We start from the raw sequence: 20,602 nt of genomic DNA on the forward strand, positions 1-20,602 counted from the left end.
CCGCGTTCGCGTTTCGCGCTGGCGACAGACCGCCGCGCGCTAGGACGCCAACCGCTCGCGCGCGGTGCGTGTCGGCCGGGGGAGCTCGGCGCTGCCGTCCGACGTGTTGATCTCCGACCAGACAGCGTCGAGGGAGAGGCCGAGGACGTCGGCGATCGCCGCGATGGTCGGAAAGGCGGGGGTGGCTATCCGGCCGGACTCGATCTTTCGAAGGGTCTCTGGCGAGACGCCCGCGTCCAGCGCGGTGAGGAGCATCGAACGCTCTCCACGGGCGCGACGCAGGAGCGCGCCGAGGCGCTGTCCGCGTTCGAGCTCTTCGGGAGTGAGCGGCAACCTGACCATGCCCCGATTCTAGTACCGGGATAATATGGCCGGGATACTTATTGGTGGTCCGAGGAAGGCGCTGCATGATCGAGATCCTGAGCCCCACCGACGTGCTGCGAGCGAAGGACACCGGCGCGCTGGTCGCTGGCATCCTGCAGACGCTGAAGAGCCGCTGCGTGGTCGGCACCAACCTCCTGGACATCGACCGGTGGGCGCAGGCCATGATCACCGAGGCCGGGGCGCAGTCCTGCTACGTCGACTACGAGCCGTCCTTCGGGCGTGGGCCGTTCGGCCACTACATCTGCACGTCGGTGAATGACGCCGTGCTGCACGGGTTGCCGTACGACTACCCGCTCGCCGACGGCGATCTGCTCTCGCTCGACCTCGCCGTCTCGCACTGTGGAGTCGTCGCGGACTCGGCCATCAGCTTCATCGTGGGTGACGTGCGACCTCCGGAGAGTCTCGCGCTGATCGACGCGACCGAGCGCGCGTTGCAGGCGGGGATCGCCGCCGCCGGCCCCGGCGTTCCCATCGGTGACATCTCCCACGCGATCGGCTCGGTCCTCAAGGCGGCGGGATTCTCGGTCAACACGGAGTTCGGCGGCCACGGCGTCGGCTCGACGATGCACCAGGACCCGCACGTCTCCAACACCGGGCGCCCCGGTCGCGGCTACCGGCTACGCCCGGGGCTGCTGCTGGCGCTGGAGCCGTGGGTGATGGCGGACACCGCCACGCTCGTCACCGATGCCGACGGCTGGACCCTCCGCAGCGCGACGGGCTGCCGGACGGCGCACAGCGAGCACACCATCGCCATCACCGACGATGGCGCGGACGTGCTCACCCTGCCGACGCCCTGACCCGTAGGAGACGATCGACGCCTCATCGGTCAGCCGACGACCGGCCCACGATGGACGATTAACCGCCCGCCGAAGGGGCACGTCCCTCCGTGGCACCCTGCCGGGTCGCGTTCAGAATGAACCGATCGGTCATATTTTCCGTGATGACGGTCAGGGTCACCCACCAGAGTCACGGAGGCACGATGTCAACGGTTCGAACTGGTCCGGTCATCGGACTGCTCGTGCAGATCGTCCTGCTGGCGGTGCTGGCGGAGACTGTCGGTCTGGGCGCGGCGGGCTGGGTGGCGGGGCTGGCGTACGGGGTGGTCCTGTGCGCCCTGCTCAGCCGGGGGATGTCCCGCTCGGGCGTGGGTGCGCTCAGCCCGGCCGACCGGGTGACCCTGAGCCGGGCGATCCTCGTCGGCGGCGTGACGGCCCTGGCCGCCGACTCGTTCGGCCGGTCGGCGCCGATCACACTGATGGTCGTCCTCACCAGCGTGGCGTTGGCCCTCGACGCCGTGGACGGGTACACGGCCCGCCGCACCGGGACCACCAGCGAGCTCGGCGCGCGCTTCGACATGGAGATCGACTCCTTCCTGGTCCTGGTGCTCTGCCTGCACGTGGCCCCCACTGTGGGTGGCTGGGTGCTCGTGATCGGCGCGATGCGCTACCTCTTCGGCGCCGCTACCTGGGTGTTGGAGTGGATGCGGGGATCCGCGCCGCCGCGGTACTGGAGCAAGGTCGTCGCCGCGATCCAGGGCGTGGCGTTGACGGTGGCGATGGCCGACGTGCTGCCCGCGCCGCTGACGACAGTGGTGCTGGTGGTGTCGGTGGCGCTGCTGGTCGAGTCGTTCGGGCGTGACGTCGCCTGGCTCTGGAAGACCCGGCGCCTCCGCCACACCGTCATCCCCGGCGCCCCGGGTGCGATGGTCCAGCCGGCCAGCTCGGTGAGCCACAGCGCCCCGAGCGCCGGAGCGGGGCTGGCCGACCTGACCCCGGGTACTACCGATGGTCTGCCGTGGTCGGACCGTCCCACTGTCGCAGTGGCCCGACGCGGGATCGCCCGCGTCTGAGTCGCCCGGATGCCGCGCCCAACAAGGATCATGGAAGGATGCCCGGGTTGTCGCTCTTGACGCGTGTACGTCAGCTGCCGAGCCAGGGACGGAGGGCGATGAGGGCCGAGGTCTCGGACGGGACCGCCGACGGCACCGACGTCGAGGATCGGCCGAGACGTTCCATCGCCGCCCGGCTGACGACAGTACTGGCCGCGCTGCTCGTGCTGCTCGTCCTCACCGTGCCGTACGACTTCGGCCGGCTCAGCCCGGCGGCGTTCGCGCGGATCCCCCTGGAGGCGCTGCTTGTCGTGGCCCTCCTGCTCGCCCTGCCGTCTCGCGGCAGCCGACTGGTCGCGACGCTGGCCGGCGTGGCCCTCGGCCTGCTCGGCCTGTTGAAGCTGTTCGACCTGGGGTTCACCGCCTCGCTGAGCCGGGCGTTCGACCCGGTGCTCGACTGGGCACTCCTCGACGAGGGTTTCGCCTTCCTCAGCGAGTCGTACGGTCGACCCGCCGCCATCGGCGTCGCCATCACACTGGCGGTGGTGCTCGTGGGCCTGCCCACACTGGTCACGCTGTCGATGCGGCGACTGCGGCGGCTGGTGGTCCGGCACCGCACCGGGAGCACCCGGATCGTGGCCGCGCTGGTGGTCGTCTGGGTGGCCTGCGCCGCGTTCAACGTGCGGGTGGTCGAGGGCGTGCCGGTCGCCGACACGTCCGCCACCACACTGGCCAACGGGCACGGCTTCCAGGTGCGCCTGCGCCTCGACGACCGCGAGACGTTCGGCGCGCTGATCGAGGCCGACAGGTTCGGCGACACCCCGGGTGACCAGCTACTGACCGCGCTACGCGGCAAGAACGTGGTGGTCGCCTTCGTGGAGAGCTACGGCCGGGACGCCGTCGAGGACCCGGAGTTCGCGCCGCAGGTCGGTGCGGTCCTCGACCGCGGCACCAGCGAGCTGGGCGCTGCGGGTTTCGCCGCGCAGAGCGGCTTCCTCACCTCGCCGACATTCGGTGGCGGCAGTTGGCTCGCGCACGACACGCTGCTCTCCGGCCTCTGGATCGACAACGACCAGCGGCACCGCACCCTGCTGGCCAGTGACCGGATGACCCTCAACGGCGCCTTCCGACGGGCGAACTGGCAGACCGTCGGCGTGATGCCCGCCGTCACCAGGGCGTGGCCGGAGGGTTCCTTCTTCGGCTACGACCGGTTCTACGACGCCAAGGCGCTCGCGTACCGTGGCCCGAAGTTCAGCTTCGGCACCCCGCCCGACCAGTACACACTGGCGAGCTGGCAGCGCCTGGAGCAGGCGAAGCGTGACGGCAACGTGATGACCGAGCTGGCTCTGGTGTCGAGTCACGCGCCCTGGACGCCCGTTCCGCCGCTGCTCGACTGGGCCGACGTCGGCGACGGCGCGGTCTACAGTGGGGCCGGCGCGGGCCGTTCGGACGACAAGCGCCGCAACACCGGCCAGATCCGGGCGGACTACCGGAAGTCCATCGAGTACACCCTCGGCGCGCTCATTTCCTACGTGCGGACCTACGGAGACGACGACCTCGTGTTCATCGTCCTCGGTGACCACCAACCCGCCGCTGTCGTCACCGGCGAGAACGCCAGCCACGACGTGCCGATCTCGATCATCACCCGTGATCGGGCCGTGTTGGACCGGATCTCCGGGTGGGGCTGGCAGGACGGGCTGAAGCCCGGGCCGCAGGCGCCGGTCTGGCGGATGGACGCCTTCCGGGACCGGTTCCTGACCGCCTTCGGACCGTAACCCGGCCACCTCTCTCACGGACTGGACCCCAGACAGATGACGGCTACCACCGCCACCAGGATCGCCGCGCTCCGGACCGACCCGGCCCTGTCCCTGCTGCACCGGTCGCTGGACGTCTACTACGGCGATCCCGAGCGGGACGCGAGGATGGACGCGTTCTACTCCCGCTTCGTCAGGAGTGGGGACCTCGTCTTCGACATCGGCTCCCACGTGGGCGACCACATCGCCAGCTTCCGCCGTCTCGGCGCCCGGGTCGTCGCCGTGGAACCGCAGCCGCTGTGTCTGCGCGCCCTGCGGGCGATCTACGCCGACGACGACCGGGTGACAGTGGTCGACGCGGCGTGTGGCGCGCTCCCCGGGCGTACCCGGTTGCACGTCAACTCCGCCAACCCCACGGTCTCGACCGCCTCACCGGAATTCGTCCGGGCGGCGAAGGGCGCAGGCGGGTGGGAGGGCCAGGTGTGGGACGCCGACATCGAGGTCCCGGTGGTCACAGTCGACGCGCTGATCGAGACGTACGGCGTGCCGACCTTCACCAAGATCGACGTTGAGGGCTTCGAGGACGAGGTGCTGGCTGGCCTGAGCCGCCCACTACCCGCGCTGTCGTTCGAGTTCACCACAATCGCGCGGGCGGTCGCCGCCCGGTGTCTCGAGCGCCTGACCGCGCTGGGCTTCGACGGCTTCGACGTCGCGGTGGGCGACGACAAGTCGATGACGTTCCGACGGTGGATGTCCGCGAGCGACCTGGCGACGCACCTGCACGACCTGCCGCACGCCGCGAACTCCGGCGACGTGTACTGCGTGTCCGGAACCCAGGGGGCAACCACCGACAGCTGACGGAGCACTCGTCACCGCTTCGGTCCACGGTGAGCGGCACCGGGTCCGACGATCAGATGATCGGCCGCTGGCGGTGGGACGGACCAGCGCGGGATGATCGACGTTCGTCTCGACGCCGAGCCGAGCCACGCGATCGCGGGGAAGAGGGTGACGCCGATGACCCCGACACAGCTGCGCGCGTACGTCACCGTGGTCCGGCTGGGCTCGGTCAAACAGGCCGCCGCGGAGCTTCGGGTCTCCGAGTCGGCGGTGTCGCTGCACATCGCCCAACTGCGCAAGGAGTTCGGCGACAAGCTCTTTGCCCGCACGGCGGCTGGCCTCGCGTTCACCCCGGGTGGGCTGCGGCTGGCCAGTCGCGCGGCGGAACTGCTGGGCCTCCAGGACCGCACCATCCTTGAGGTCAGCGCCGCGACGCGTGGGCGACGGATGCTGCGGGTCGCCGCGTCGAGCCTGTTCGCCGAGTTCGCCGCGCCGGGGCTCATCGAACTCTTCGCGAAGCGGGCCGCCGACCTCGACGTCGAGCTGAGCGTGCGCAACCCGGGATCGTTCGGGTCGCTGCTGTTGACCCGCGCTGCGGACATCGCGATCGGGCCGCAGCCGTCGGTCGTCGACAGCGCCATCGGCTGCCGGCCGGTGATGAACTACCGGCTCGTGATCGCCGTCGGTCCGGAGCATCCACTGGCCGGCCTGGCGGCGTCCCCGGGGCAGCTGCGGGAGCAGACCTGGTTGCTCGGGCCGTCGGCCGCCACCGAGTGGGGCGCTGTCCCGGCGCTGCTGCGTCGGCTTGCCGTGCCGGACGAGCGGCAGCAGATCTTCCAGAGCCACGCGGCCGCGCTGGGGGAGGCCAAGCGGGGCAAGGGGGTGGCGCCGGCCCTCGCGTTCACCGTCGCGCCGGACATCCGTCAGGGCCAGCTCGGGCAGGTGGTGGGGCCGCACGCGACGATGGAGGCGGTGTGGCACGCGCAGGTCCTCGCCACCCCGGGTTCGATGTCGGCGGCCGAGGAGCTGTCGCGCTTCTCGTCGACGCCGAGGGCGATTCAGGCGATGATGCGCGGCGCGGGCGTGAGCGTCGGCCATTTCCGGCCGTCGGTGCACGTGACGCTCTGGAGTTGACGGGCGACGACCAGCAGGTCCTGGAAGGTGCCGGCCGGCAGCATCCGGTCGCAGTAGGGGAGTGCGGCGGCCATCCCGCCGACGCGGGGGGCGAAGCCGGGTGCGCCGGCGCGGGGATTCAACCAGACGATCCGGTACGCCCGGCGGCTCAGCCGGGCCATCACCGCTGCCAGGTCGACGGGCGGATCGCTGTCCCAACCGTCCGACCCGATCACCACCACCGCCCCGCGTACGGCCTCCGCGTGGTGAGAGGCGAGCAGGGCGCGCAGGTTCGTGGCGATGCGGGTGCCCCCGTACCGGTCGGTCACGGCGGCGCTGGCCTGCGCGACCGCCTCGGCCGCCGAGGTGTGCCGGAGCACCACTGTGAGCCGGGTCAGCGTCGTGGCGAACGCGAACACCTCCGCGTCGGCGACCACAGCGAACGCCCGCATCAGATGCAGGTACGCGGTCGCCTGCGCCCGCATCGACTCGCTGACGTCACAGAGCAGCACGACCCGGCGTGGCCGCCGTACCGGGCGCGCGCGGACGACCTCGACGGGCTCCCAGCCGGTACGCCGGGCTCGGGCGATGGTGGCCCGCAACGCGATCCGGGCACCGGACGAGCCGACGGTGTGCCGCCGGGTGCGGCGGGTCGGCCAGTCGGCGACGGCCGCGCGCAGGGCGTCGCCGAGCTGCGTGACCTGTGCGGCGTCGAGTTCGTCGAACGGACGGTCGGCGAGCCCGGTGTGGGCGCTCGGGCGACGCTCGGGCAGTCGCAGCTCGGTGTCGTGTTCCGGTGTCTCGGCGACCGTCGGCGGCAGTGTCGCCCACGGCAGCCCGCCGCCCGGCCCCGCGTCGTCGGTGTCGGCCGGCACCCGGACGTACACGTCGTCGGGCCCGTCGGTCGGGGGTGCGGACCGCTGCGTTCGGTGCATCGGTGGAGGGTCCGCGAAGATCGCCGCGAAGACCCGGTCGAACGCGGGGACGTCGGTGTGCCGTCGCACCAGGCTGATCCGGGCGGTCCAGTAGAGCGACGACATCGAGTCGGGTGGGCTGGCGGCGAGCGCCCGGACGAAGTCGTCGACGGTGGTCAGCCCGGCCGGGACGCCGGCTCGGCGCAGGCGCCCGGCCAGCGCCACAGCGAACGCGGCCCGGTCGACGCCGCGCAGCACGCCCTTGCTCACCGGCGCGCGACCAGCCAGGCGATCACCGCGCCGACCGCGACCAGACCGACGAGCACCGGTACGAGGCGCTTGGTGACCGACCCGCCGGCGATGCTGAGCAGGTCGAGCGCCTCCGGCTCGGCGGTCGGCGCGACACGTACGGCATCGCCCGACGACGCGACCGGGGACGGTGCGACCGGCGGCGGCGAACCTGGCCGTGACGAGACCGTTGACGGCTCGACGGGTGAGGGTGCCACGGCGGCGGTGCTGGGCGTGGTCGCGACCGCCGTGGCGGACGCGGCCGGAGTTGGCTCGATCGGTGCGGCGGACGCCCCCGGGGCTGACTCGGGCGGCGCGGCGGACGCGGCCGCCACAGGTTCGGCGTCGGAATGCGGCACCGGCGGTTCGGCGGCGAGCTTGGCCTCCAGATTGGCGACGAACTGGGCCAGCAACTTGCCCGACACCTCCTTGATCATGCCGCTGCCGAACTGGGCCAGCCTGCCGGAGATCTTCAGATCGGTGTCCACACTGACCACCGTCCGGTCGCCGTCCGGCCGCAGGTGCGCGGTGACCAGCGCGGACGCCGTGCCGGCCGAGCGGGCGTCCCGGCCCTTCGCGTCGATAACCCCGCGGTACGCGGCGTCGTCCTTCTCGACGAACCGGGCGGTGCCCGCGAACTCCGAGACGACCGGTCCGACCTTGACCCGCACCCGGCCCTGGTAGACGTCGCCGTCAACGTCGGTCAGCTGGGCGCCCGGCAGGCACGGTGCGAGCCCTTCCAGGTCGGTGAGCACCGCCCAGGCCCGTTCGATCGGGACGGTGACCGCGAACTCGTTGGTGATCTTCATGGCGGACTCTCCTGGTAGGCGCCGAGCGCGGCGGCGACCACGGCGCGGTCGTCGGGGGTCTTGGCGATGGTGCCGATGGTCTGGACGACACCGTCGGCGGCCAGATCGGTGACGCCCAGCACGGACAGCGCGCCCACCCAGTCGATGGTCTCCGCCATCCCGGGCGCCTTCTCCAACTCCCGGTGGCGTACGACGCCGATGAACTGCACGGCCGTCTGGATCAGCGGCTCGGTCGCGCCCGGTACGGCCCGGCGGACGATCTCCACGGCGCGGGCCGGTTCGGGGAAGTCGATCCAGTGGTACAGGCAGCGGCGGCGCAGCGCGTCGTGCAACTCCCGGCTGCGGTTGGAGGTGAGCACCACGACCGGTGGCGTGCGGGCGGTGAAGGTGCCGAGTTCGGGGATCGTGATGCCGGCCTCGCCGAGGAACTCGAACAGCAGCGCCTCGAACTCGTCGTCGGCCCGGTCGATCTCGTCGATCAGCAGCACCGGCGGGACCGGCCCACTGTGGCGTACGGCCCGCAGGATCGGCCGTTCCTGGAGGTACTCGGCGCTGAACAGATCCGCGTCGGTGAGCCGGGTATGGTGCGCCTCGGCGAGCCGGATCGCCAGCAGCTGCCGCTGGTAGTTCCACTCGTAGAGCGCCTCGCCAGCGGTGAGCCCCTCGTAGCACTGCAACCGGATCAGCGGTGTCTCCAGCGCGCGGGCCAACGCCTTCGCGGCGGCGGTCTTGCCGACCCCCGGCTCGCCCTCCAGCAGCAGTGGCCGACCGAGGCGCAGGGCCAGGAACAGCGCCATCGCCATGCCGTCATCGACCAGGTAGTCGACGGCGTCGAGGCGGTGCCGGACGGCCTGGGCGTCCTTCATGCCTCGCCCGCCAGCAGGCGCTCGTAGTCGGCTCGGGTGTCCACGTCGATCGGCACCGGCCCGTCGACCGTCACCTCGGTCACCGGGTGGCGCCCGGAGTGCAGGAGCTTCCAGACGGCCTTGTCGCCGTGCAGGTCGTACAACTCGGGCAGCACCTCCCGGCCGAAGCGGAAGGGATGGCCCAGGCCGTCCGCGTACCGGCACACGGCCAGCGGGGTGCTCGCCGCGGCGACCCGGCGGACGTCAGCGGCGCGGACGCCGGGCTGGTCGCCGAGGAGCAGCACCAGCGCGTCGGCGCGCGGGTCCACCGCCCGGGCGGTGGTGCGCACCGACGACCCGCAGCCGGTGCTGAACGCCGGGTTCTGCACGACCTGGCATCCGGTCAGGTCCACCCGGTCGCGGATGTCGCCAGCCGCGCCGCCGAGGGTGACGAGCAACTGGTCGAAGCCGCACGAGCGGGCCAGGTCGAGTGTGGCGTCGAGCAGCGTCCGCCCCCGGTACGGGAGCAGTTGCTTGGCCTCGCCGAACCGCACCGACGCTCCAGCGGCGAGCACCACGCCGGTCAGGAACACCTGTCACGCCGCCGTGTAACTCGCGAGGCAACCGGCGCAGCAGAACCAGAAGTCCTGCCCGTCGACGCGCGCGTGCGGCGTCTCCGCCCCGACCAGCACTGTCATCCCACACACCGGGTCGAGGGCCTGCTGCGGTCGGGCGGCCGGCGCGCCGGAGGCCGGGGCCAGCCCGTCCACCCGGATGGCCCGGACCACCTCACCCATGATCGCCAGGGCGATCTCCGCTGGCGTGCGGGCGCCGATCTCCAGCCCGGCCGGGGTGTGGACGCGGGCGCGTTCCGGGTCGGTGAGGCCCAGCTCGTCGAGCAGGGCCGTGCCGCGTTTGCCGCTGGCCACCAACGCGATGAACCCGACGCCGGCGTCGAGTGCGGCCCGGATCGCCTCCGGCTCGCCAGTGCCCAACCCGGCCACCACCACAGCGGTGCAGCCGGTGCTGTCGTCGGCGGCGACGACGTCGAAGTCGAGGAACCCGGCCAGGGTCGCCACGGCGGCGCTGATCGGGGTGTCACCGACCACGCGCAGCGCCGGCGCCGGCAGCATCGGTCGGAGGAAGACCTCGATCGCCCCACCGGAGTGGCACGGGTTCACCACCACCCGCGCCCCCGGCGTCTCGGGGAACGGTGCCGCGCCCTCCGGCAGCACCCGCAGCAGCAGGGCGGTGCCGTCGCGCAGGGTGTCGAGGGCGGCGGCCCGTACCGAACTCTGCGCGCACACCCCGCCCACGAAGCCCTCGATCGAGCCGTCGGACCGGATCACCGCGTCGTCGCCCGGCCGGGCCGACGTCGGATCCTGCGCGCGGACCACTGTGGCGTGGACGAACGGCTCCCGGGTGTCGGTCAGCTCCCGGGCGCGTTCGGCGATGGTGGTCATTCTCGGCTCCTCAGATCGGCGGCCGGGCCTGGCCGCGCATCGCGTCCCAGACCCGCGACGGCGTCAGCGGCATGTCGGCGTGGCGGACGCCGAAGGGCTTCAGGGCGTCGATGACCGCGTTGACGATCGCGGGCGGCGACCCCACCGTGGCGGACTCGCCCACGCCCTTCGCGCCGATCGGGTGGTGCGGCGACGGCGTGACGGTGAAACCGGTCTCCCAGTCGGGCACCTCCAGCGACGTCGGGATCAGGTAGTCCATCAGGGACGCGCCGAGGCAGTTGCCGTCCTCGTCGAACGCGATCATCTCCATCAGCGCCATACCGACCCCGTCGGTCAAACCGCCGTGCACCTGCCCCTCGATGATCATCGGGTTGATCCGGGTGCCGCAGTCGTCGACGGCGATGAACCGTCGTACCTTCACCTGCGCCGTTCCTGGGTCGATGTCCACCACGCAGATGTACGCGCCGTGCGGATAGGTCAGGTTCGACGGGTTGTAGCAGATCTGCGCCTCCAACCCGCCCTCGATGCCCTCGGGCAGGTCGCCCGCGCCGTGCGCGCGCAGGGCGATGTCCTGGATCGTGACGGACCTGCCCGGGTCACCGGCGACGTGGAACGCGCCCTTCTCCCACTCCAGGTCGGCAACCGACACCTCGAGCATCCCCGAGGCGATGATCCGGGCCTTGTCGCGGACCTTCCGGGCCACCAGCGCCGCCGCCGCTCCCGAGACGGGCGTCGAACGGCTGCCGTACGTGCCGAGGCCGAACGGGGTGTTGTCGGTGTCGCCGTGCAGCACCTCGATGTCCGCCGGGGGGATCCCGATCTCCTCGGCGACGATCTGCGCGAACGTCGTCTCGTGCCCCTGCCCCTGCGACTGCACGCTGAGGCGTACCACTGCCTTCCCGGTCGGGTGGACGCGCAGCTCGCAGCCGTCGGCCATGCCCAGCCCGAGAATGTCCATGTCCTTGCGCGGTCCGGCACCGACGGCCTCGGTGAAGAACGCGATGCCGATGCCCATCAGCTCGCCCCGGGCCCGCTTCTCGGCCTGCTCGCGGCGCAACTCGTCGTAGCCGGCCATCTCCATCGCCAACCGCATCGTCGGCTCGTAGTTGCCCGAGTCGTACACCCAGCCGGTCTTCGTCGTGTACGGGAACTGCTCCGGCTGGATGAAGTTCTTCAGGCGCAGCTCGGCCGGGTCCATGCCGAGTTCGTCGGCGAGGCAGTCGACGATCCGCTCGACCAGGTAGACCGCCTCGGTGATCCGGAACGAGCAGGCGTACGCGACGCCGCCGGGCGCCTTGTTGGTGTAGACCGCCGTCATCTTGCAGTAGGCGGCCTCGATGTCGTAGCTGCCGGTGAAGACCCCGAAGAAGCCGGCCGGGTACTTCACCGGGGCGGCGGTGCCGTTGAACGCGCCGTGGTCGGCCAGCACGTTGGTGCGGATGCCGAGGATCCGGCCGTCGCGGGTAGCGGCGATCTCCCCGCGCATGATGTAGTCGCGGGCGAAACCGGTGCTGATCAGGTTCTCCGAGCGGTCCTCCATCCACTTCACCGGCTTGCCGGTGACGATCGAGGCGACGATCGCGCAGACGTACCCGGGGTAGATCGGCACCTTGTTGCCGAACCCGCCGCCGATGTCCGGCGAGATCACCTGGATCTTGTGCTCGGGCAGGCCGGCCACTATGGCGTAGAGGGTGCGGTGCGCGTGCGGGGCCTGGGTGGTCGACCAGAGCCGCAGCTTGCCGTCGACAGCGTCGTAGTCGGCGACCGCCCCGCACGTCTCCATCGGCGCCGGGTGTACCCGGGGGTAGACGAGATCCTGGCTGACCACGACGTCCGCGCGGGCGAAGACCGCCTCGGTGGCCGCCTCGTCGCCGGTCTCCCAGTCGAAGCAGTGGTTGTTCGTCTTGCCGTCCAGATCGTCGCGGATCAGCGGCGCGTCCGACTCCAACGCCCGACGCGCGTCGATCACCGGGTCGAGGACGTCGTACTCGACGTCGATCAGCTCCAGCGCGTCACGCGCCGAGTACCGGTCCTCGGCGACGACGAACGCCACCTCCTGGCCCTGGAACCGCACCTTGTCGGTGGCGAGCACGGCCTGCACGTCGTTGGAGAGCGTCGGCATCCAGGCCAGGTTCTGCTGCGCCAGCATCGCCCCGGTCACCACCGCCTTCACCCCGGGCGACGCCTCGGCGGCGCTCGTGTCGATGCTGAGGATCCGGGCGTGCGCCACCGGCGACCGGAGGATCGCGAGGTGCAGCATGCCGGGCAGTTGGACGTCGTCGACGTAGCGGCCACGCCCACGCAGGAAGCGCGGGTCCTCCTTGCGCAGCATCCGGCCGTACCCGACGGGCTTCTGGTCGTTGTCGTGGAACGTGTCCACGCGCTCGTGCACAGTGGTCATGCGACGGCCTCCGCGGGCTGGCCGGCGTTGTCGATCTCGCCGGCCTCTGACGATTCGGTGGTCTCGGTGACCTCGGCCGCGGCCTGCGCCTCGGCCACGGCGGCCCAGCGGACCGAGCGCACGATGGTGGCGTAACCAGTGCACCGGCAGATCTGACCCGAGATCGCCTCCCGGATCTCCGTCTCGCTCGGGTCGGGGTTGCGGTCGAGCAGCGCCCGCGCGGTCATCATCATCCCCGGCGTGCAGAACCCGCACTGCAGACCGTGGCACTGCATGAACCCCTGCTGGATCGGGTCCAGTTCGGCGCCCTTGGCGAGGCCCTCGACGGTACGTACCTGGTGGCCGCCGGCCATCGCCGCGAGCACCGTGCACGACTTCACCGGCTCGCCGTCGAGCCAGACCACGCAGGTGCCGCAGTTGCTGGTGTCGCAGCCCCAGTGCGTGCCGGTCAGACCCAGCACGTCGCGCAGGAAGTGCACCAGCAGCAGCCGGGCCTCGATCTCCCGGGTGACCTCGACGTCGTTGACGGTCATGGTGACCTGCATGCTCAGCTCCTCGCCCGTTCGACGGCCCGGCGCAGGGTCCGCTGGGTCAGCTCGGCGGCCAGATGCCGCTTGTAGTCCGCGCTGCCGCGCTGGTCGGTCACCGGGTCGCAGCTGTCCGCCGCGATCGCCCCGGCCTGCTCGTAGAGGCTCTCCGAGGGTTCCTGCCCGCGCAGCGCCGCCGAGATCGCCGGGATGCCGGTGGTGTTGGGGCCGACCGCCGCGAGCCCGACCCGGGCGTCGACTATCGCGCCGCCGTCGAGCCACACCGCAGCGCCGGCCGACACCACGGCCCAGTCGCCGGCCCGGCGCTCCACCTTGGCGTACGCGCTGCCGCAGCCGGGCCGTACCGGTAGCCGGATCTCGACCAGGATCTCGTCGTCCGCGACGGCCGTCTCGTACGGCCCGACGTGGAACTCCTCCATCGACACGACCCGCCCCGCGCCGCCCGGACCACGGATCACGCACCGCGCGTCCAGCGTCGTGCAGACCGCCGACAGATCCTCGGACGGGTCGGCCTGGCACAACGAGCCGCCCAGCGTGCCCCGGTTGCGCACCACCGGGTCGGCGATCACCCGTTCGGCGTCGGCGAAGATCGGAAACGCCGCCGCCAGCACTGGGGACTCGAGGAGTTCCCGATGCCGGGTCAACGCCCCGATGCGGACCTCGTCGGGGCCTGCCTCGACGTAACCCAACTCGCCGTGCAGGTCGTTGATGTCGATCAGATAGTCGAAGTTGGCCAGCCGGAGCTTCATCATCGGCAACAGGCTGTGCCCGCCGGCGATCAGGCGGGCTGTCCCGCCCAGCCGCTCCAGCAGGCTGATCGCATGGTCCACACTGGTGGCTCGCTCGTACTCGAACGGTGCCGGCACCTGCATGTCGCACCTCCGCAGTCCGGCAAAATCTCTGCCCGCCGGTGGTCAAAGTCAACGGCGACCTAAGCAACTGCTTAGGTCGCCGTTGACGGTGCCGCCGGGGCTCGCGGATCGTGCGGCCATGCGGGACATCGTCGACGGGCTGGCCGGCTGGCGTGCCGCGGGCGTCGCGTTCGCCGTCGCGACAGTCGCGCGGACCTGGAAGTCCGCGCCCCGGCAACCTGGCGCTGCGATGGCCGTCTCGGCGCACGGCGACGTGGTGGGCAGCATCTCCGGCGGCTGCGTCGAGGGCGCTGTCTACGAGATCTGCCGGACCGCGATCCAGACCGGCGCAGCGCACACCCAGACCTTCGGCATCAGCGACGACGACGCGCTGGACGTCGGGCTGACCTGCGGTGGCACCATCCAGGTCCTTGTGCAACCGAGCGTCGCGATGACCGAGTTCGACGAGGTCCTCGCCGCGATCCGCGACGGCCGTCCGGTCGCCACCGCATCGGTCGAGAACGCCCAACTGGTGATCTGGCCCGACCGGGTGGCGGGCAGCCTCGGCGCACCCGACCTGGACGACGCGGCGGCCCGGCAGGCGACCGGGATGCTCACCCTCGGCGTCACCGGCACGATCCACCTGGGCCGGCAGGGGCAGCAGCGCGGCGACGAGGTGGCCGTGTTCGTCCAGTCGTACGTGCCACCACCCCGGATGATCATCTTCGGTGCGATCGACTTCGCCGCCGCGATGGCCCGGATCGGTAAGTTCCTCGGCTACCACGTCACTGTCTGCGACGCCCGCCCGGTGTTCGCCACCCGAGCGCGTTTCCCGGACGTCGACGACCTCGTCGTCCGCTGGCCGCACGCGTACCTGGAGTCGACGATTGTCGACGACCGCACCGTGCTCTGCGTCCTGACCCACGACCCCAAGTTCGACGTGCCGCTGCTCCGGGTCGCCCTCGCCACGCCCGCCCGTTACATCGGCGCGATGGGCAGTCGGCGTGCCCACGACGATCGGATGCGCCGGCTGCGCGAGGCGGGTGTCCCGGAGAGCGCGTTGGCCCGACTCTGCTCGCCGATCGGGCTGGACCTGGGCGCGCGGACACCGGAGGAGACGGCCGTGGCGATCGCCGCCGAGATCACCGCTCAGACCTGGGGCGGCTCGGGTCGCCCGCTCAGCGACCTGGCGACCCCGATCCACCACACCTGACCTGACGTGGCCTTTCCGATCATCCGGGTACCCTCCGCGGATGGACCTCGACGATCTTCCGCTGGCCGAGTTCGCGTTTCCCGGGCCACTGCGGGACAAGCTCGTGGGCGCGATCCTGTCCGGGGCGAAGACGTCGACGACCGGCCTGCTGGTCGGGTACGAGTGCGCGAACGAGCCGCTGCCCGAGGTTGGTCAACTGTCCGCCGTGGTGGACTCCGCCGGCCGCCGGGTCGCGGCCATCGAGCTGACCTACGTACGGGTGGTCCGGCTCGCCGAGGTCGACCTGCCACACGCCCTGGCCGAGGGGGAGGGCGACGAGTCGGTGGCGCAGTGGCGTGCGGGGCACGAGACCTTCTGGCACAGTGCCGAGGTACGCGCGGAGCTGGGCGACCCCGGCTTCACCGTGGACGACGACACCCTGGTGGTGACCGAACGCTTCCGGCTGGTGCACGTCGCCTGATCGGCTCTGTCCACCGTGGACCTGCGGACGACAGGCCACGCGGTCGTGCAAGGTCACCTATGCTCTGCGCGTGATCCCCCCGGCACTCGAGATCCGTGGCCTGGTCAAGACCTTCGCGGCGCATCGCGCGGTGGACGGCATCGATCTGACCGTCCACCCCGGCACCTTCCACGGCATTGTCGGGCCCAACGGCGCCGGCAAGTCCACCACCATCGGGATGGCCGTCGGCCTGGTCACCCCGGACTCCGGGCAGATCCGGATCCTCGGCCACGACGCGCTGCGCGAGCGCGGCCAGACCCGCGCGCTGACCGGCGTGCTGCCCGACGGCCTCGACTTCCCCGAACGCCTCACCGGCGCCGAACTGCTGCGCTACAGCGCCGGCCTGCGCGGGCTGCCCCGGGCCACGGCCACCGACCGTGCCGCCGAACTGATCGACGTGCTCGGCCTCGCCAAGGGCGCTGGCACCCCGCTGGCCGACTGCTCCACCGGCACCCGCAAGAAGCTCGGCCTCGCCCAGGCGCTGCTGCACGGGCCTCGGCTGCTCGTGCTCGACGAACCGTTCGAGGCGGTCGACCCGGTGTCCGCGGCCACCATCCGCCGGGTGCTGCGCCGGTTCGTGGCCGGCGGCGGCACCTGCGTGCTGTCCACCCACTCGATGCTGCTCGTCGAGCAGATGTGCGACGAGGTCACAGTGATCCATCAGGGCCGGGTGGTCGCCGCCGGGTCGGTCGCCGAGGTCGCCGCCGGCGGCAGCCTGGAGGACCGGTTCGTCGAGTTGGTCGGCGCCGAAGCCTCCGGCAGCGCCGGTCTGGACTGGCTGACCGGGGCACGATGAGCGCCGAACTGACCGCCCCCGGCCGGCTGGGCGGCACCCTCGGCGCGATCGCGGTACCGGCCCGGATGCGCGCGACGATGCTGCGTCGCTCGCTACGCGAGCACCCCGGGCCTACTGTGGCCGGCCTGGTCGGTCTGCTCGCCGCCGCCTGGTTGATCCGGTACGCGCTCCGCGGCGACCAGCACACCCTCGGCCTGCTGGCCGGGGCGTGGGTCCTGGGTTGGATCGTGTTGCCGCTGCTGCTCGGCGGAGGTCGCGGCCGGGTCCGCCCGGCCCACCTGCGGTTGGAGCCGATCGGCGGGGTGCCGGCCGCGATCGGTCTGCTCGCCGCGTCGGCGATCGGCATCGGCCCGGCCGTGTCGCTGGTGGCACTCGCCGCGCTGCCGGTGCACGCCGCCCGGTACGGCACCGTCGCGGTCCTCGTCAGCGCCGGCGGCGCGCTGCTGCTCTGGCTGCTCGGGCTGATCGGCTCGGCCATCGCGCTGGAGGTCGTCGGCCACGCCGGCGGCCCGGCCGGGGCACTGCTCACCGGCGTCTTCACCGGTACGGCGATGGGTGTCGCCGGGTCGCTCTGGGCGGTCTTCCCGTGGGTGTCGGTACTGCTCGTCGCAGCGCCGGAGGAGGTGGTCCGGGCCATGGCGTACGTGCCGAGCGCCTGGCCGGTCTCCGCCGTGACCGGGCCAACCGGGCAAGGGGTGCGCCTGATGGCGACCCTGGTGGGCATCGTGGCGCTCTGCGCCGCCGCGTACATCATGCTTGTCCGCAGGGTGATCACCGCCGGCGTGCCGTTCCGGCCGCGCCGGACCACGGCGGCGTCACCGGCCGCGGCTGAGCGCGAGTGGCTGGGGTGGGTGCCGGCGGCGACGCGGGCGGTCGTCGGCCGTGAGCTGCGGGCCTGGATGCGGCATCCGTTGCGGTTGCAGTATCTGGCGTTCGCTGTGGTGTACGGGGCGCTGCTCGCCGGGCTGCCGCTGCTGTCCGACGTGGACCTGCTGCTGCCGTGGGCCGGGCCGCTCGCCGTGCTCGGCGCGGCGGCGATGTCGGCCGGGCTGGTGGGGCTGGACGGCACCGCGTTGTGGATGCCGCTCACCACGCCCGGCGGCGAACGGGCCGAGGTCCGGGGTCGGGCCCTGGCCTGGCTGGTGCTGGTCACCCCGATCGGCGTGCTGCTCGCAGTCGCCGGTGTCCTCCTCGCGCCCGACGTCGACCCCCTGGCAGCGCTCTCCACCCTGCCGGCCCTGCTCGGCGCGGGAGCGTCGGTGCCGGTGTGGGTGTCGCTGCTGCGCGTACGCCCGGTGGCCGACCCGCGGCATCCGACCGCGGCCGACAACCCGACAGACATCGTCAGCGTGCTGGTCGCCACAGCGGCTGGGCTGCTCGCCGCCGCGCCGGTGCTCGGCCTGATGATCTGGGGTCCGCCGGAGGCGGCACCGCTGTTGCCGCTGGTCGGACTGCTCGGAGGCGCCGCCGCCTGGTGGGGTGGCGTGTGGCTGGCCGACGAGCGGTTCGCCCGGCGCGGCACGACGGTGCTCGCCGCGGCCGGTCAGCGGAGCCGACCCCCGGAGACGGTGCTCCCGCTGACCTGGGACGCGCAGTGGTATCGGGAGAACAGGTCCACCGCGTGGGCGCTGGGGCTGCTGACGGTCGGGTGGATCCCGGTGATCCCGCAGGGATTGATGCCGCTGGTGTTCGGAATCGACAGCGGGTGGATCGTGGCGGGCCACCTGGACGGGGGGATGCGTACGGCGGTGGGGTTGGCGATGGTCGGTCTGGGGGTCGCGATGCTGCTCGCCGGCCTGGTGCTGTGGGATCGCCGACCGCAGCCGGGCGGCCCTGCCCAACCTGCTCCCCCCACGTGACCGTTCCCCCTGTACGCGGGATCGCCCGCCTACAGCAGTGCGAGCTGGCCCTCGACCTCATCCGTGTGCGGCTCGCGTAACTGCCAGAGGCGGACCACCCCGAGGCAGGCGTCGTACGTCAACCACCGTCCGTGTCCGCCGGCGGACCGAATCGAGTTCTGCGGCATGCCGATGCCGTAATCCATCACGGTCTGCGGGCGCAGCGTGCGGGTGGAGAGTAGGAGATGCTGCTCGGCGTCACTCTCGTCGATCGCGACGCCGACCATCACCCAGTCGTCGCGACGTGTCACACCTACCACATCAACACCACCGGCGAATTGTGCGTTTGGCCTATCAAACGAGTACGCGGACGGTGTAGCAGTGGACCTCCCGGAGCATCACGCATACTCCTGTTCCAGGATGGCCAGGTCGCGGTCGGCGAACTGCACGTGCGCCCACTGGTCGCTGAAGATGACTTGCAGGCACTTGACCGCCGTACGTTCGGCGGGCGGCGGGCAGCCGATCACGGTGTTCGGCCCCCGCACGCGGTCCAGCTCCTCCTGCGTGACCTGCGCCAGATATGCGCGCAGATCGGCGATCCGCTCGGCGCGCACGGCGAGGATCTCGCCGAGGGTGGGCGCGGCCGACTCGTCGATGCCGAACTCGGTGCCGTTGGTGGTGAACGATGCGGGTACGCCGATCGGATGGAACGGGTTCGGGCGAAGGGCCGCCGCGTGGCCATACCAGGCGTCCACGACGAAGATCGTGTGGCGCAGGGTTTGGGCGAGCGACCATTCGTCGTTCACTGATCTGTGGACGGCTTCCTCTGGCAGCACGCTTGCGCGTCGCAGCGTCGCTTGCCACAGCTCCTCGATGACATCCACCGCATCGCGCATCGTCTCGGGTGTGGTTGGCTGCAGTCGAAGGCGTTCGGGGTGCAGGCGATCCAGCTCGGCCTCGATCAATGGCATGACCTCCACGGCGTTGACGCGCAGGCCGTCGATCGCCCCGTCGATGTCGGCGTTCAACAGCAGCACGCCACGCATCCGGGCGCCGCTGAGATCCACCTCGCGGAAGGTTGCGCTGGCCATTGACAGGTCGATGAACTCCGCACCCTCGTAGTCGGGCTGCTGCACGAATCGCGTCATCGGCACATCGTAGAAACCCGGTACGACAAGACCACCAAATCAAGATCCCAGCGGACCATCCTGAACCGCCTGACCAAAGATCCGGCTTGAGGCTGCGTCTGGTGGCTTGCGACCGGTGGCGCGCACGCGCGGGGTCGTCAGGATCTCAGCGCCGTGGCTGGTCTTCGTAACCTTGGTCCGCCAGACTGCGCGGTATGGGTGATCGTTGGCGCCGTTGGGCGTGGGTCGGGGTGCTCCTCATCGGGCTGATCCTTTATCTGGCGGTGCTGCGGACCCTGGTCAGCACCAAGAATCCGAACTTCGTACCGGCGTTGATCCTGCTCGGGGCGACGTTGGTGCCGTTGACCTTCCTGACATTCGCGCAGGCCCGGACCGGCCGGTGGCAGGTGCCGGCGTCGGTGTTGGTGACGTCGGCGTTCTTCGGCGGTGTGATCGGCACTGTGGTCGCCGGCACCCTGGAGTACGACACCCTGCGCGGCCTCGGCACCCTGCCGATGGTGTTCGTCGCGTTGATCGAGGAGTCGGCGAAGCTGATCGTCCCGGTGGTGCTGCTGTTCACGGTGGTGGCCCAGCGTCGTCGCCGGGTGCCCTCCGACGGGCTGATCATCGGCATCGCCGCCGGCATGGGGTTCGCCGCGCTGGAGACGATGGGCTACGCCTTCAGCGCGCTGCTGAGTTCGCAGGGCAACATCGGCGCGGTGGAGCAGACGCTCTTCATCCGGGGTCTGACGGCGCCCGCCGGTCACACCGCCTGGACCGGGCTGACCGCCGGCGCGCTGTGGGCGTTGCTGGCGAGCCCGAGCGTCGCTCGGCTCTTCGGGTTCATCGGCACGTTCGTGGGTGTCGTCGTCCTGCACACCCTCTGGGACACGTTCTCCGGTTCGCTGGTCTTCGTCGTGTTGGCGATCATCAGCATCGGCTGGTTGTTCTGGGAGTTGCGCCGGTACCGGACCTTCAGCGATCAGCACATCGGCCAGCTGCAACCGCACTGACCAGCGCCGTACGTCATGCCTCTCCCGGCCCGCACCAAAGGGCTGGGAGAGGCATGACTGTTCGTGATCCCGCTGCGACCG

Annotated in this window: 20 protein-coding genes and 1 pseudogene; 10 read left to right on the forward strand and 11 right to left on the reverse strand. The window is 71.4% G+C overall.

Annotated features, from left to right (window positions below):
• Positions 1 to 39: 39 nt before the first annotated feature.
• Positions 40 to 342 carry a helix-turn-helix transcriptional regulator gene (locus tag AB0C19_RS05790; RefSeq protein ID WP_210785397.1) on the reverse strand — a complete coding sequence of 101 codons (303 nt, stop codon included), beginning with the start codon at positions 340 to 342 and terminating at the stop codon, positions 40 to 42.
• Positions 343 to 407: 65 nt separating this feature from the next.
• On the opposite strand from AB0C19_RS05790, the gene map reads away from it, so the two are divergent.
• The 5 genes and pseudogenes from map to AB0C19_RS05815 all read left to right on the forward strand — a co-directional run bounded on the left by map (position 408) and on the right by AB0C19_RS05815 (position 5,937).
• On the forward strand, positions 408 to 1,181 hold the full coding sequence (gene map, locus AB0C19_RS05795) for a type I methionyl aminopeptidase (RefSeq protein WP_357180001.1): 774 nt from the start codon (positions 408 to 410) through the stop codon (positions 1,179 to 1,181).
• Positions 1,182 to 1,363: 182 nt separating this feature from the next.
• Positions 1,364 to 2,047, forward strand: a pseudogene (locus AB0C19_RS05800) (CDP-alcohol phosphatidyltransferase family protein); the annotation flags it as partial.
• A 284-nt stretch (positions 2,048 to 2,331) separates the two neighbouring features.
• Positions 2,332 to 3,987: a sulfatase-like hydrolase/transferase gene (locus AB0C19_RS05805; RefSeq protein ID WP_357180004.1), complete on the forward strand. Its 1,656-nt coding sequence runs from the start codon at positions 2,332 to 2,334 to the stop codon at positions 3,985 to 3,987.
• Between the two features lie 36 nt (positions 3,988 to 4,023).
• A complete protein-coding gene (locus AB0C19_RS05810) occupies positions 4,024 to 4,824 on the forward strand; it encodes an FkbM family methyltransferase (protein ID WP_357180006.1) in 801 nt (266 codons plus the stop codon).
• Positions 4,825 to 4,980: 156 nt separating this feature from the next.
• Positions 4,981 to 5,937: a LysR family transcriptional regulator gene (locus AB0C19_RS05815; protein WP_357180009.1), complete on the forward strand. Its 957-nt coding sequence runs from the start codon at positions 4,981 to 4,983 to the stop codon at positions 5,935 to 5,937.
• Here the strand turns inward: AB0C19_RS05815 and AB0C19_RS05820 are convergent.
• The 8 genes from AB0C19_RS05820 to AB0C19_RS05855 are packed head-to-tail and all read right to left on the reverse strand — an operon-like array spanning position 5,862 to position 14,056.
• Positions 5,862 to 7,100, reverse strand: a complete 1,239-nt coding sequence (locus AB0C19_RS05820) for a VWA domain-containing protein (RefSeq protein WP_357180011.1) — start codon at positions 7,098 to 7,100, stop codon at positions 5,862 to 5,864. The two genes, AB0C19_RS05815 and AB0C19_RS05820, sit on opposite strands and share 76 nt — an antisense overlap.
• On the reverse strand, positions 7,097 to 7,927 hold the full coding sequence (locus tag AB0C19_RS05825; protein WP_357180014.1) for an SRPBCC family protein: 831 nt from the start codon (positions 7,925 to 7,927) through the stop codon (positions 7,097 to 7,099). The genes AB0C19_RS05820 and AB0C19_RS05825 overlap by 4 nt, the downstream gene beginning before the upstream one ends.
• Complete coding sequence (locus AB0C19_RS05830) at positions 7,924 to 8,793, reverse strand: MoxR family ATPase (RefSeq protein WP_357180017.1); 870 nt, start codon at positions 8,791 to 8,793, stop codon at positions 7,924 to 7,926. The genes AB0C19_RS05825 and AB0C19_RS05830 overlap by 4 nt, the downstream gene beginning before the upstream one ends.
• Positions 8,790 to 9,365, reverse strand: coding sequence for a nucleotidyltransferase family protein (locus tag AB0C19_RS05835; protein ID WP_357180020.1), 576 nt, complete (start codon positions 9,363 to 9,365; stop codon positions 8,790 to 8,792). Before AB0C19_RS05835 ends, AB0C19_RS05830 begins: the two co-directional genes overlap by 4 nt.
• Before the next feature lie 3 nt (positions 9,366 to 9,368).
• On the reverse strand, positions 9,369 to 10,235 hold the full coding sequence (locus AB0C19_RS05840) for an XdhC family protein (RefSeq protein ID WP_357180023.1): 867 nt from the start codon (positions 10,233 to 10,235) through the stop codon (positions 9,369 to 9,371).
• A 10-nt stretch (positions 10,236 to 10,245) separates the two neighbouring features.
• Positions 10,246 to 12,636, reverse strand: a complete 2,391-nt coding sequence (locus tag AB0C19_RS05845; protein WP_357180026.1) for an aerobic carbon-monoxide dehydrogenase large subunit — start codon at positions 12,634 to 12,636, stop codon at positions 10,246 to 10,248.
• Positions 12,633 to 13,181, reverse strand: a complete 549-nt coding sequence (locus AB0C19_RS05850; RefSeq protein WP_357180029.1) for a (2Fe-2S)-binding protein — start codon at positions 13,179 to 13,181, stop codon at positions 12,633 to 12,635. Before AB0C19_RS05850 ends, AB0C19_RS05845 begins: the two co-directional genes overlap by 4 nt.
• 2 nt (positions 13,182 to 13,183) lie before the next feature.
• Positions 13,184 to 14,056 (reverse strand): xanthine dehydrogenase family protein subunit M, encoded by an 873-nt coding sequence (locus AB0C19_RS05855; RefSeq protein WP_357180032.1) that lies wholly within the window; start codon positions 14,054 to 14,056, stop codon positions 13,184 to 13,186.
• A 118-nt stretch (positions 14,057 to 14,174) separates the two neighbouring features.
• Between AB0C19_RS05855 and AB0C19_RS05860 the strand changes: the two genes are divergently transcribed.
• The 4 genes from AB0C19_RS05860 (at position 14,175) to AB0C19_RS05875 (ending at position 18,402) form a co-directional block, all read left to right on the forward strand.
• Positions 14,175 to 15,248 carry an XdhC/CoxI family protein gene (locus tag AB0C19_RS05860; RefSeq protein ID WP_357180035.1) on the forward strand — a complete coding sequence of 358 codons (1,074 nt, stop codon included), beginning with the start codon at positions 14,175 to 14,177 and terminating at the stop codon, positions 15,246 to 15,248.
• Positions 15,249 to 15,288: 40 nt separating this feature from the next.
• Positions 15,289 to 15,708, forward strand: a complete 420-nt coding sequence (locus AB0C19_RS05865) for an ASCH domain-containing protein (RefSeq protein ID WP_357180038.1) — start codon at positions 15,289 to 15,291, stop codon at positions 15,706 to 15,708.
• A 70-nt stretch (positions 15,709 to 15,778) separates the two neighbouring features.
• Entirely contained in the window at positions 15,779 to 16,543 is a 765-nt protein-coding gene (locus tag AB0C19_RS05870; protein ID WP_357180041.1) for an ABC transporter ATP-binding protein, read from the forward strand.
• A complete protein-coding gene (locus tag AB0C19_RS05875) occupies positions 16,540 to 18,402 on the forward strand; it encodes a hypothetical protein (RefSeq protein ID WP_357180044.1) in 1,863 nt (620 codons plus the stop codon). The genes AB0C19_RS05870 and AB0C19_RS05875 overlap by 4 nt, the downstream gene beginning before the upstream one ends.
• Positions 18,403 to 18,431: 29 nt before the next feature.
• On the opposite strand, the gene AB0C19_RS05880 is transcribed toward AB0C19_RS05875, so the two are convergent.
• Both AB0C19_RS05880 and AB0C19_RS05885 read right to left on the reverse strand, forming a co-directional pair.
• Positions 18,432 to 18,692 carry a hypothetical protein gene (locus AB0C19_RS05880; protein WP_357180047.1) on the reverse strand — a complete coding sequence of 87 codons (261 nt, stop codon included), beginning with the start codon at positions 18,690 to 18,692 and terminating at the stop codon, positions 18,432 to 18,434.
• A gap of 87 nt (positions 18,693 to 18,779) precedes the next feature.
• Positions 18,780 to 19,529: a DinB family protein gene (locus AB0C19_RS05885; protein ID WP_357180050.1), complete on the reverse strand. Its 750-nt coding sequence runs from the start codon at positions 19,527 to 19,529 to the stop codon at positions 18,780 to 18,782.
• Positions 19,530 to 19,723: 194 nt separating this feature from the next.
• Between AB0C19_RS05885 and AB0C19_RS05890 the strand changes: the two genes are divergently transcribed.
• Complete coding sequence (locus AB0C19_RS05890; RefSeq protein WP_357180053.1) at positions 19,724 to 20,521, forward strand: PrsW family intramembrane metalloprotease; 798 nt, start codon at positions 19,724 to 19,726, stop codon at positions 20,519 to 20,521.
• Positions 20,522 to 20,602 lie beyond the last annotated feature (81 nt).

The organism is Micromonospora sp. NPDC048842 (assembly GCF_040649935.1).
In the GTDB taxonomy this organism is placed as follows: domain Bacteria; phylum Actinomycetota; class Actinomycetes; order Mycobacteriales; family Micromonosporaceae; genus Micromonospora; species Micromonospora hortensis.